The 13,262-nt window shown below is 42.0% G+C and carries 6 protein-coding genes; 3 read left to right on the plus strand and 3 right to left on the minus strand.

What is annotated here, in order from left to right:
• Positions 1-52 precede the first annotated feature (52 nt).
• On the minus strand, positions 53-6,229 hold the full coding sequence (locus tag ABD930_RS21015; protein WP_345235110.1) for an alpha-2-macroglobulin family protein: 6,177 nt from the start codon (positions 6,227-6,229) through the stop codon (positions 53-55).
• A gap of 81 nt (positions 6,230-6,310) precedes the next feature.
• Entirely contained in the window at positions 6,311-7,435 is a 1,125-nt protein-coding gene (locus tag ABD930_RS21020) for an ATP-binding protein (RefSeq protein WP_345235112.1), read from the minus strand.
• A 157-nt stretch (positions 7,436-7,592) separates the two neighbouring features.
• Between ABD930_RS21020 and ABD930_RS21025 the strand changes: the two genes are divergently transcribed.
• The 3 genes from ABD930_RS21025 to ABD930_RS21035 are packed head-to-tail and all read left to right on the plus strand — an operon-like array spanning position 7,593 to position 11,402.
• Positions 7,593-9,470: a LuxR C-terminal-related transcriptional regulator gene (locus ABD930_RS21025; RefSeq protein ID WP_345235114.1), complete on the plus strand. Its 1,878-nt coding sequence runs from the start codon at positions 7,593-7,595 to the stop codon at positions 9,468-9,470.
• Between the two features lie 10 nt (positions 9,471-9,480).
• Positions 9,481-10,869: a sulfatase-like hydrolase/transferase gene (locus tag ABD930_RS21030; RefSeq protein ID WP_345235116.1), complete on the plus strand. Its 1,389-nt coding sequence runs from the start codon at positions 9,481-9,483 to the stop codon at positions 10,867-10,869.
• A gap of 23 nt (positions 10,870-10,892) precedes the next feature.
• Entirely contained in the window at positions 10,893-11,402 is a 510-nt protein-coding gene (locus tag ABD930_RS21035) for a hypothetical protein (RefSeq protein WP_345235117.1), read from the plus strand.
• 81 nt (positions 11,403-11,483) lie between these two features.
• Here the strand turns inward: ABD930_RS21035 and ABD930_RS21040 are convergent, their stop codons facing one another.
• The gene (locus ABD930_RS21040) at positions 11,484-13,052 is read right to left on the minus strand and encodes a Na+/H+ antiporter (protein WP_345235120.1); all 1,569 of its coding nucleotides are present in this window, start codon (positions 13,050-13,052) and stop codon (positions 11,484-11,486) included.
• Positions 13,053-13,262 lie beyond the last annotated feature (210 nt).

Raw genomic sequence — 13,262 nt, forward strand, 5'->3', positions numbered from 1 at the left:
ACCGCTAATTTGGTAATATCTACTGTATTTCACAAATGGGTATCTATCCTATTCAATCTTTTTGTCCAGCGATATGAACGGTAATTCCCTCGCTATGGGCACTCATCTCTGGTGCATACATACTTTGAATGGTACTGATACCGTTGGCAAATACACCCGCATTATTGGCTCTAACGTCATACTCAAACACATAGGTGCCCTTAGCCAGCTTATCGATAAAGAAGTTGGTCGCTGCATCGCGGGTACTTTCATAATAGCCTAAACCATCCTGCCATTTATAGCTCGATAACACATTGACTGGTTCAAAACCACTGGCCCGCATATCTTTCAGGTGGATGAAAGATAAATCCCGATCAGCACGCAATATTAAGCGAATGGTTACTAAATCGCCTACCCGAATAGGCGTTTGTGCATCAATCGCCTTTAACAAGGGCCCTTTGGCTGTCTGCTGTTTCCGATAGAGCGTCTTTTCCAGTTGCACACCTGTAGCTGCAGCTTTTATGTCTGCCAATTTTTCAAAATGCTGCCAATATAAAGCACCCCAAACTGGGCCAGCGCTTGTTTTGCTAATCGTTACCTGCGCCATGTTGGGTTTAATGGTTGATGCCTGCCAGGAAGTTTTTACATAACCGGTAGCCGCTGTAGCATCTTGGAGGCTAACCGGCTCCCGGCCTACTTCTACAGTTAGGCTTCCTTCGGTATTAAGCCAATCCTTTCCCGCAAACAATAACGCATAAATGGCCTCCGTGGTCGCTTTCGTACTGCCCCAATGATTACTTTGCTTATTTTTGATTAGCCAAAGTTTTAACTGTTCTACACTGGATATATCTTTCATCTCGTCAAAAGCTTCTATCAACATCGCTTGGGTTTCAATCGGACTTTGCCACCAGTCCCACCCACTTTTGTTAGCTTTCCAGTACATGCCTTTCTCCTCATCATTTACGGCATACTCTTTTAAGGATACCAAGATTTTCCTTGCTTTTTCTTGTTCGCCAAAACGATTATATACGGTCGCCAGCATCGCTTGCTGCTGTAAATGATCCACCACCAGTTTGCCGTCGGCTTTGTCTAAAAGTGTTCCTATTTTTCTCCGGATATCGTCTTTTAGGGGATAGATAGCTAAGAAAAAGCTACGCGCATATAAATAATGGCTAAAGGTATAATACGATAGCGGAACGAGCCTATCCTTTTTATTCAGCTCCTTTTCTGCTGCCGTATCTAAATAGGCAATGGCCTGCTTCAGCACTTTCTGATATGTACTGTCGCTTATACCTTTAACATCCACCTGTAGCTTACGGAGTTGACCAAAACCGGCAACAATATGGGTAGTAATGGATAAGCTGGCATCTCCCCCTTCAAACCAGGGAAAAGCACCCGATGGTAATTGTCTAGCGGCGAACTTTTGATAAACCGTTTGCCATTGGTTTCGTAGACTATTCAGATCAAATAATACCGCTAAACGTTTCATCCGGGTTTCCTCATTTTCTGCTTCACGTACCCACGGTGTTTCTTCCAATAGAATAGATTTTAACTCGGTATTGCTTTCCAATTTCGATTGCAGCATCCCTTTTTTATTCCATTCATCAAAAAGAGATTTAAGCTTCGGCGCGGTATCCAACAGTTTCTTCGCTATTAGCGTAGCATAAAGTTTGGCAAATAGTTGTTCTGAGCATTCGTAAGGATATTCCTGCATATAGGGTAAGGCCTGAATTGCATACCACATCGGGTTCGTCGTGAGCTCCAGCGTCAGTCCCTGATGCTGTGCCGTCGAAGTCGCCTCGGCTAAAGCCGGCATGATAAACTGTTTCGTTTGCCCTTCCTTGGCGTAGAGCGGCAAGGTTTCCGTCACCAACAGCCGGTTGGGTAAAATAGGTAATACTGCTTCTTCACCATCACTAAAGCTACCCGCAGCGGCAACAATACGGTATACTACCGCCTGTTGCGAAGCCGGAATCTTTAGATGCCACGTAAGCTGTCTATCATCGCCCTTTTTTGCCTCAAAAGCTTGTATATTGCCTGTAAGGCCAAATAACGTATCGAGTGGCTGCATGGTATAGGCATCCATGAGCATCAACTTGGCCGAGCCATTCAACACGTGATCAGACAGGTTGACGATTTTTGCACTCAACACCAGTTCATCGCCTTCCCGTAAAAAGCGTGGCGCATTCGGCACGACCATTAAATCTTTACTCGTTCTAACGATTTTTTCCAAATAGCCTGTTTGCAAGTTTGGCGTATGGGCAAAAGCCATGAATTTCCATTGGGTCAGGCTTTCGGGTGCCGTAAATCGGATTTTTATATTCCCTGCTGCATCTGTATGCAAATCCGGATAAAAGAAAGCCGTTTCTTTTAAGTTGGCACGTGCCTTCACTTGCTGTAAAGCGGCTTCATTAGCTGCCTTTGTGGTAACGACAATAACGCCATTAGCCGCTTGCGCACCATAAAGTGCCGTTGCTTCCGTATCTTTTAAGACCTGTATTGTAGCAATATCGTCTGGGATTAAGGAGCTGATATCCGACTTAATCTCGCCATCAACAACATATAAAGACTGATTAGCTGGCAGAGGAGCTGCTGCGCCCCTAATCTGAATTCCGGCTGCAGCACCCGTCAATGTCCGTTTAACTTGTGTTGTATAACCCATTACGACTACTTTATTTAGATTGGCATCTCCCATTTTATCGTAAAGCATTTCATCGGCAGCGTATGATACTGCATGATGCGTATCCTTTTCGTCCTTCAATTTTTCGACGTAACGCTGCTGCTTCCATGTGGCATTCATGAAACTAAAACCGAAATCTTGCAAATCTTCGTACCTTATACCCGGCACATAGGTATACAAACGTTCGTAAGGGACTACCTTTCCATAGCTAGACTTGAAGGCATCACTTATGTTCCAATTACTTAGCTTAGCATAGCTATACTGGATAGACTCCGGAAAACGAAAACTATGCGGCGCAAATTGATCAAGCGACGCGTCGTACATGCCTGCTACCAGCTCTGCTGCTACTTGGTCTTTATCCGGTCCTTTTATATTTAATTCCCAACTTTCTTCCTCTCCGGGCTGCAATTTATCCCTAAAAGTCCCAACATTGATGTTTAGATTTTTCAAGCTTTGCAGTATGTTTATCGGTAAGGTTCCAGTTTTTGCGGCATTATAATGTCCTAAATAATAATGTACATATAGGCTGCTTACATTTATGTTTTTATCAATCGTGACGAGTAGCTTTCTAGTGTTATTGGTTAGGGTCAACTGCTCGCGCTTAATGATTTTACCATCTTGCTCTACCATGACCAATACGGTAGCCTGTGGGATAGCCGATGAGCATATAATCTCGGCTTGTTCTCCTGGCGCATAAACCTCTTTGCTCGTAGATACACTTAAAAATGCATGGTCTACCGGTTTTTTACTGTCCGGTCGGTCAAGCTGTACCAGTTGGGAAGTCCGCAAGGTATCCGTACCGTCCAACACGTAACTTTCCAACAAATAAGTTCCTTCCTTTAACTTATTTTTGCGGTCCATGCGTACAGCTTTTTCATGTGCCGAATCAAAGTCCTTATCCATAACCACCTCTCCTTTTGCCCAATTAGCGGTGTTCTGCTCGTCCCCATAAGGCAGATGAGGAAAAGCCTTGATAAAGCTTAGGCTGTCCAATAGCTGATACTCTGTCTGGGCAAAGGGAAAATCGCGCAGCACCCTAGCCGGAGCATTCAGTTTGGTTAAGCGCATATTACCCTTTGCCGCGATGGCTTGGTTATTCAGGTTCGTAGTCCGGAAAGCAATGGAATCCAGCTCATCAGCATGAAGGGTCGCCGGTAAGGGGATTTGCAACAATACCGACTTATCGCCCACGGCAATAGTCTGCTGTCCCTCGTGGGTTTCGCCGTTGACGTCTGTAACCGCCACATGCACGGTATAGTTATAAAACCTAAATTGCCCTTTTATTTTTTCTTCTGCCGCCTTCGCTAGAAAAGGAATTTTAAATTGGCCGTTGGCGTCGGTGTAAGTATCGCCCACGACAAGCTCCTCTTGTGGATATCGGTTATAACGGCCAGTAGCCGACCACAGGCGATAAGGGAAAACAGCATTACGTACCACACGGTAAGTTACCTTCCCTTCGCCGATCGCCGCGCCGGAAAAAGCTTGCGCATGTCCTTTCGCTATAACGGAATCACCAATCCTAACCGTTTCTTTTACGGTATCCATGGCCACTTCAAAGCTCGGCCGTTTATACTCTTCTACCCTAAATCTTTGCTCTTCATCGCAGTCTTCCTCTTCCAGGTAATACTCGCCCGTTGCTTTCCCAACCGGTAGCATAAAACTACCAAAGATAGAGCCGTAGGTGTTGCTGGTGAGTGCTACCTTAGCCACCTCGGCGTCATTTGGATCAACTAGGTTAACCGTGGCACGATAATCCTTTAATACCTTACGTTTTCCCTTGATCTCCTGATATATAATCCCTTTAAAATAAACGGTTTGTCCTGGCCGATAAATTGCCCTATCGGTCAAGAACTGGATCTTTGTTTCCGGTTCATCATCTTCTTCGGCGGTGTCTTCATCCGCTACAAACCTAAAGTAACCATTGATATCAAAGAGCACCTGATCATCTTTGACCTGATAAATCCGGGTACGGTAACTGTTCCTTTTTATTCCCTTGGACATCTCCGAAGTTGCCCTACCATCTGGCCCAGTGGTGACGCTGGCTAGCAAGCGAAGGCTATCGTTATCTTCATTGGGTTCATAAATGGCGACATCCTTCTTGGCTATGGGTTTACCGGTTTCCCGATCGGTTAGCAGCAATTCATCGTCGCGAATGACCAAGGCATGTGGACTTACATCAAGCTCCAAAAAAGTAACGGTATGGGTGCTATCTATCCGAAAATTCTCATTGTTCCCCAATACCAGCATATAAGAACCCTTAGGCAGTGCATTTAACTTTGCCAAAGTGCTATGCGACTGGTAGTCATCAAAATGTTTCAAATCAATAGTGTAGGTTTGCACGCGTTGATGTTGACTCAAAAATTGATCTATTACCTCCTGTTTATTTTCCTTATTCCAAGCAAATGTTTCTTTTTTTAAATAATCTGTTACCGTATGCGGGTAAGCCATAACGTTGACATATACACGATCGATATTTTTATGCGCGATATAGATCGGTATGTCCTGTTCCGGTACGTTCACTTGTTCGGCTTGTATATCGAGTGTTGGTTGTAGGATAGTGTACTTCGTTCGTCGGAGCTGTGCTGCCGCATTTGTTTTCGGATATTGTTGCGCCTCTTCGCATAAGGCTAAAATAGCCTCAGCATAAACCTTTCGTTTTTCTGGCTCATCTTTCGTCGCCGCTGACAGCAATTGCTGGTAATTATTAACCAATTGTAACAGTATTTCGGCAGTATACCAAGCCTCGGGATGTAAAGCAGCTAACGCTTTTAATTGGGCAATCTGATCAGGAATGCTATCTAAGGGGACTGTACTTAACGACAACTCTTGCAAACGGTTATAGAGGTAAGCATTTTTATTCGTTTCCGCGGCATGTATACGGATCAATTCCCCTAAGAGCTGCCGCACTTTATCTTGATTTTCATTTGCGGTAAAATAAGCGATGGCTCTATGAGCCAGCACGTCAAATAAGGAAGGTCGTAGTTCGCGGTATTGGCTCACCGTGTCCAACAAAAATGACCAATCGGCAGTGGGTGTTTGCTGCAAAATTTTACGGGGGTCAAGTGAAGCTTGGTATAAATTCGCGATTTCCTTTTTAAAAGTAGCGCTACTCCAAGTCAGAAAATCATCTGTTTTAGGTATACTATCGATGTCCGTTCGACGATCAATCTGATAACGGTTGCTTTGTTGATACTCCAGTAACAGTTCTGCTGTTAACGATTGCAAGATTGATTTTTCGATTGGTTCTGCTGACGCTATTTCTTGCTTAAAGCGTGATAATAAAGCAGCTACCTGCTGTGGATGATCTTCAGTAGTGATCTGTATTTTAGCTTGATAAAGTAGTGCGCGTATGCGTTGTTGAGGAAGGTGATCTTTTTTAGCTTGGCTGTAGATTTCATCCACTAGCGGTTGTACACTTTTGAGTAAACCATCTATTTCTTTCTTTTCTATTGTTTTCCATTTTTCCTGATAAGGATAAAGTTGTGCACTGCTTAATTGATAGGTGAAGAGCAAAATAGGCAGCAACAAAAATTTGTTGTTTAACCACCAGACGTTGTAAGGGACATTCATATACAGGATGTTTTAGGTGTTTTTTATGCTATTTTGCTAAAGGATGAAAACACTTCTAAATATCCACAAAAAATTTCTATTTTAATTGTTATTTCCAATGAATTCCCTAAAATTATCGCTAGTTACCGTGGATATGTTAGCTTGATAAGCATCGACAAAATTAGAAGGAATATATACCTTGGTTTTAGGATTCCATTTGAATTCGAAACCACTAATCGTCCCATCTTTTTCCTCAACATAATCAATCTCCTGTTGTTGTTTTGTTCGCCAAAAATATCGATTAGTAAAAATCCGATGGTATTGATTACGCTTTAAACGCTCTGTCATTAGGAAATTTTCCCACAGAGCACCTATATCATTCCGCAATTGAAGCGGGTTGAAATTTTGGATGAGCGCATTACGTATCCCGTTGTCGTAAAAATAAATCTTTTGATTCGTTTTGATTTCATTACGGAGATTTCGGCTAAAGGATGTTAGCGGATAAACAATATAAGATAATTCCAAAAGATGAATATAATTGGCAACCGTATTCTTGTCTACACCGGTTAATTGAGCTACTTCGTTATAACTGACTTCGCTACCCACCTGAAATGCGAGTGCGCGAAGTATTTTTTCTAAGGCCTCAGGTTTTTTGATATTTCTATAAGCCAAAATATCCTTAAACAAATAACTCTGGGTAATTTCGTTCAGTATTTCACGTTCTTCGCCCGGATTATTAAGTACATCCGGATAAAGTCCATAAACCAGACGATTCTCTAAATCGCTACGGGCATTGATAAAATGAGTTGAATTTTCATATTCTTCATAAGAAATGGGATACAGATGATATTCCCATTTCCGCCCAGTCAATGATTCATTAGTATGATTTCGTAATTCAAAAGCTGATGATCCACTCATGATTAGTTGGACATGTTTAAACTGATCATGGATCATCTTAGATGTTATCCAGATATTTTCTATGCGTTGGGCCTCATCAATAAACACTATTTTTGAATTACCAATAATGGTTGCTATTTCCTTTACGTTTGGATTAGTCAATTGGGTTCTCACCAGTGGATCGTCCCCATCTAAAAAAAGGTATTCTTTACTACTCAACACCTCCCTGATCAATGTTGTTTTCCCTACTTGGCGCGGACCAACAACAATAATCGTTCTACCCTTAAACAATCTTTCCTTTATTAAAGGTTCAATAATTCGTTTAATCATAATATTTCTAGTGCTCACCAAAAGTAAGGCTTTTTGGTGAGTTTATTCACCAAAAGTAAATTACATCACTTTATGTCCATCCAATAATTTAGTAAACAGACGCTAATTTGTTTATACGGATATAGCGGAAATCACACATTTTAGCTAAGTTTGAACAATGCAAAAAAAGATTACACTACTCCTAATCTTCGGAATATTTCTGTGCCACCTGACAGGTAAATTGTGTGCGCAGCAACATTATATGGATTCCTTGCAGCAACATCTAGAGCAAAAAGACATCGGAGACTATACGCAAGTAGTTGTTCGCTGTCAACTGGCACGAGCCCTTTTTGAGCAACACCTAGATCAAGCATTTCAACAGATGGATACTGCGCTGAATTTGGCCAATAAGCAAAAAGATGCCAATGCTAAAGCGCTAATTTACGCAACACAAGTACATTTATTGGTACAAAAAAAAGATATACCTGGTGCATATGCCGCGCTAGACAGTGCTTTGCGCTATGAACCTCGTGTAACAGACCCTGTGGCCAAAGGTATGGTATGGCTCAGAAACGGTTGGCTTGATCTGGTAGCCAACGAAAACGATCTGTCTGTGGCTAAATTACTGAAGGCTGCTGATTTTTTTAAGAAAGGCCATAACCATGAATATATGACGCTCGCTTATCACTACTTAGCGAGTATTTATAGCTATGGAGCAGATGTACAACGTCAAAAAGACTATGCACTGTACAGCTTAAACTATGCTCGATCAAGTAAAAACGTGGATGCGTTGAATACAGCCTATTACACTGTTGGACAATATTTTTACGATCAGTATAAAATTTCCAAAAATCCTCGGGAACTCCTAGACTCGGCTTTGTATTATTATCGCCAATCCATCAGATTAAGCCAAAGGGCCAGTGAATGGTTATTAGTACGCAGCAATACCGCCGCCGTAGCACTAAATACTGCGAACATCTATTTCCAGCATTACCCGGCTCATTATCGCGATAGCGTTTACCACTACCTTGAAATCGCAGAGCAGATGGCTTCCACAACAGGCCTTACGGAAATTCTGGTAAACTGCTATGGCATGCGTAGTGAATATGCTTTACAGCAAGGTGATACCAAGGGCGCCGAACAATTGCTATTAACCGCTTTAGACCGCGTTAATCATGCCGTCGTTAATCTTCCTTTAGCTAAAGCACGTATTTATCAGAACCTAGCGCGTATTGCTGAAGTTCGTCGTGATCCTGCAACAGCCCTCCAATATTTAAAGAACTATGTCAGTAATAATCAGGAAGCTTTTAACCAAGAGCGGATAACTAATGCACAACGCTTGGAAGCGCGCTACCGTAGTGTGGAACAAAAGCAGCAAATTGCATTATTAGCCCAAGAGGCAAACTTTCGTAAAAAAAGACAAACATGGTATGTTGTGCTCGGATTAACGGGATTGTTATCACTCGCCTTCATGTTGGTTTCTTATAACTATAAGCTAAAGGCCTCTTTACGGAAACAGGAATTGATCGATAAAGCTAAACAAGAGGCAGAATTGCAGGTAAAACTACAAGAAACCGAAGCCAATCGTTTACTTGCCGAACAGGCGCTATTACGTGAAAGGCAGGAACGGCTGGAAAAAGAACTACTCGCTGAACAATTGCGGAAAGAAGAAAAAAATCAATTACTGGAATTGCTCACCCAAAAAGATCCCAAAGGTGATGCTCTCCTCAATAACCAGCAATTGAAACGTATGGTTAAGCAGCAACAAAAATTAGATCGGGATTACGATGGTTATAAAAATGATTTTCTGGAAGTAAATCCTATCTTTTTTGAACGCTTACAACAGCGAGCAGGTGATACGTTGACACGCTTAGACTTAAAATATTGCTCGTATATCCTAATGGGCCTACCAAATAAAGAAATATCCACCAGATTAGGCATTGAACCCAAAAGTATACGAATGGCCCGTTATCGCATTAAACAAAAATTAAAGCTTGATAAAGAAGCTAAGTTAGATGATTTTATTCTTTCATTAGCAGTAAACAATCCAACCTAATAGATAGCTTATGAATAGATCACACCTGTTTATTACACTTTTTGTCTGTTTCTTTTTACTGATACCAGTACAACATATCCTTGCGCAACAAAAACAGCCAAACATTATCTTGGTACTAGCGGACGATATGGGTTATTCCGACTTAGGCTGCTACGGAAATCCCGCTATTGCCACACCTTTTTTAGATGCTATGGCAAGCGCCGGCCTTCGTGCCACTCATTATGTCGTTACCAGTCCGTCATGCACTCCTTCTCGAGCCTCCTTACTTACGGGAAGATATGCTTCCCGTTATAACTTACCCGACCCAATAGGACCCGGATCACCATTAGGACTTCCGGATGAAGAGGTAACGCTTGCCGAAGTTTTGCATAACGCAGGATATCGTACTGCTATGATCGGTAAATGGCATCTGGGTGATAAACAAGATTATCATTACCCTACGGCTCAAGGATTCGACTCTTTTTATGGCATGCTTTATAGTCACGATTATCGGGATCCTTATGTCAAGACCGATACCACCATCAAAATATACCGCAACCGGACACCTGAAATCCAACGTCCAGCTGATTCTGCTTTGAGCCGGATTTATAATGATGAAGCCATTAAATTTATTCATTCACAAAACGGTAAGCAACCATTCTTTCTTTACTATGCGCATAATATGCCACACCTTCCTGTAGCCTTCGCTGCCGAAGCTAAGCGGATGAAAGACATGCAAAATGCAGGTCCATTAGGCGCCGTTGTAGAAGATCTCGATGCCCATTTAGCTGCGCTTTGGAAGGCCCTGGAAACGCAAGGACTTGCCGATAATACCTTGTTTATTTTTTCGAGCGACAATGGTCCATGGATAGAATATCCGGTACGCATGGGTGGTGACGGTGCAACCAAACATTGGCATGCTGGTACGGCAGGTATGTTTAGGGGCTCTAAAGCACAGACCTATGAAGGTGGTGTACGCGAGCCTTTTATCGTTTACTGGAAAGGGCACATACCTGCAGGAAAAACAATTCGTAGTGCTATCAGCAATGTAGACCTCTTACCCACCTTGGCTGTTTGGGCACAAGCGACCTTACCTCAAGACCGGGAGCTCGATGGCCAATCTATCGCTCCTTTACTTACCGGTGAGGTAGCTGACACCAATTATCCTCACCGACCGATTTACCTGGTTAATCATGGAAAACTGGAAGCAGTAAAAGTGGGGAACTGGAAATACCGTGAGGTGGAAGCCGGTATTAATAATAATTCAGGTAAGCCTTATGAAGCGGCTAAAGAGTTGTTTAATGTAGCATATGATCCGAGTGAACGAACGAATGTACTTCAAGAATACCCAGAAAAGACTAAAGAGCTCAAAGCGATCTTCGATGCTTTTGATGCGTATGCAGTCGATGGAAAAAATTAAATAAGCTAACGCAGCATGTGGCCATGTTAGATACTGTAGCAAAAAATCTAGGCATATCTTTTCCTCATATGTATCCGGCTTTACTTGCCATGCATTCACTGGTCCGTTGGCTCGTACTGACTAGCTTATTGCTATCGCTCATTCGCGCTTATGCCGGCTGGCTACATAAAAAACGTTTTTCGCACGTGGATCATATTCTTCGGCACTGGACAGCAACCTTCACTCATATTCAACTTGTACTCGGACTCACTTTGTACACGATTAGTCCGTTTGTCGATTACTTTATCCACCATTTTCCAGAAGCTGTCCATCTCCGGGAAGTTCGCTTTTTCGGTATGGAACACAGTCTCATGATGTTCATTGCGGTAACCTTGGTTACTATCGGTTCTATGAAAGCTAAACGGGCAAAAGAAGACAGCAAAAAATTTAAGCTTATGGCGATTTGGTTCAGCGTTGCTTTATTGATCATCTTTTTATCCATTCCATGGCAGTTTTCACCTTTTACCCGTAGGCCATATTTCAGACCTTTTTAACGTGTTTATAACCTGATTCGATTATTCTTTATCGGCTCGAAAATCTAATAGCGATCCCAGGCAGAGCACTTTTGTGCTGGTTTATAATAAACGGATTTTCTCTTCTTCAATATCTATTCTTCTCAGGTGTTTCCGGATGATTTCTTCATCAAAATTGCTATCGTTATTTTTATTCAAAAGCCATCGCCGCTGTTGATCCAAAATATCCAAATAAATAAGTTTGGTCTCTTCAACCATGAGTAATCGATCGGAAAATTGACTTTTATCTTCCCACTTACGAGCCATCTCCTGTAATATCTCATGCCTATTCAATGCATCGCCATAATTAGATTTAAGATGTTTTAAGGCATGTTCACTTAGTCCAGCGACTAGTGCATGGTCTGCTTCATCCTCCGGCAGATAGTCATCGTATTGAGGCACTTGAACTTTTCTAATCACATAAGGTAGTGTCAAACCTTGCAAAAGTAAGGTGACCAGAATAACAACAAAAGTGATAAATAAAATCAGATTACGCCTCGGAAAAGATTCCCCTCCTTCCAGGTATATGGGGATAGACAAGGCAGCAGCCAATGAAACCACACCTCGCATCCCCGTCCACCCCATAACCAAAGGTGTTCGATATCCTGGATTCCTATCGGCTACTGCAATGACATTACGGGCAATTAAGGTAACCAATACGGCTCCATAAGCTGCTAAAACTCGTCCCACAATTAATACTAAGGTAACCAATAATCCATAACCTATAGCGGAAGAAAGACTCACTCCACCCAATCCAGTAACAATTTCCCGTAAATCCAAACCGATAAGCAAAAATACCCAGCCATTGAGCAGAAACACAAAGCTTTCCCAAAAATTCACACCCCGTAAACGTGAGCTACTGTTCAAAAAATAATGTCTTTTCCTCGATAAGAACAGTCCACCGCTTACTACAGCCAAAACACCCGAGCTATGTACCTCTTCCGCAACCATATACATTACATAAGGAGCTACTATCGTCAATATAATATCCATGTTTACATCAGTCGGTAAATACCGATGTGCTTTCATAAATATCCAGCCAATTAATAAACCAACTCCTATCCCTCCAATAACCATCCATACGAAATTTAGGGCAGCATTATACCAAACAAATTCACCTGTACTGACGGCTATGACAGCAAATTGAAAAATAATAAGCGAAGAGGCATCGTTCAGCAAACTTTCACCCTCCAGAATGGAAGACATTCGTCGAGGAACTTTCACAAACTTTAAAATAGCATTGGCGCTTACCGCATCTGGGGGCGATACAATGCCTCCAAGAAGAAAACCTAACGCTAAGGTGAAGCCAGGAATATAAGCATGTGCAACCACAGCAACAGAAGTTGCGGTAAGAAAAACAAGTACAAAAGCGAAGCTACCGATAATTCGACGCCAACGCCATAATTCTTTCCACGAAATAGTCCAGGCAGCTTCATATAAAAGTGGTGGTAAGAAGATAATAAATATCAATTCCGGGTTAATATGTATCACGGGAACCCCTTGCACAAAACTGATTAGCAAACCGGCGATAACAAGCAATACTGGATAGGCAATTTTGAGCTTATTGGCGAGCATGATCAACAGTATGATAACGATGACCAAACTCAAATAGAATGGGAAGTTTTCTAACATGCAAGGCGTTTTTATGACTTAAGGAAAAGTTTTTGGATAAAACAGCAATTACCGTGTATTGTTTTTTGGGTGTAAAATAACTATCCCTAAAATACGTTTATGTTTAATAAAATAGTTTAAATGACTATCGGAAAGTTTAATAAATCTCTCTACTACGGTCGAGGTGGTATAGTTTCTACCCTTTTATTAACGATATCCGATCACCATAAT

The organism is Olivibacter ginsenosidimutans (assembly GCF_039542865.1).
Classification (GTDB): Bacteria; Bacteroidota; Bacteroidia; order Sphingobacteriales; family Sphingobacteriaceae; genus Olivibacter; species Olivibacter ginsenosidimutans.

Coding starts and splice junctions, on each gene's coding strand:
- ABD930_RS21040 (WP_345235120.1), bottom strand. CDS start 13,052: ATGTTAGAAAACTTCCCATTCTATTTGAGTTTGGTCATCGTTATCATA.
- ABD930_RS21015 (WP_345235110.1), bottom strand. CDS start 6,229: ATGAATGTCCCTTACAACGTCTGGTGGTTAAACAACAAATTTTTGTTG.
- ABD930_RS21030 (WP_345235116.1), top strand. CDS start 9,481: ATGAATAGATCACACCTGTTTATTACACTTTTTGTCTGTTTCTTTTTA.
- ABD930_RS21020 (WP_345235112.1), bottom strand. CDS start 7,435: ATGATTAAACGAATTATTGAACCTTTAATAAAGGAAAGATTGTTTAAG.
- ABD930_RS21035 (WP_345235117.1), top strand. CDS start 10,893: ATGTTAGATACTGTAGCAAAAAATCTAGGCATATCTTTTCCTCATATG.
- ABD930_RS21025 (WP_345235114.1), top strand. CDS start 7,593: ATGCAAAAAAAGATTACACTACTCCTAATCTTCGGAATATTTCTGTGC.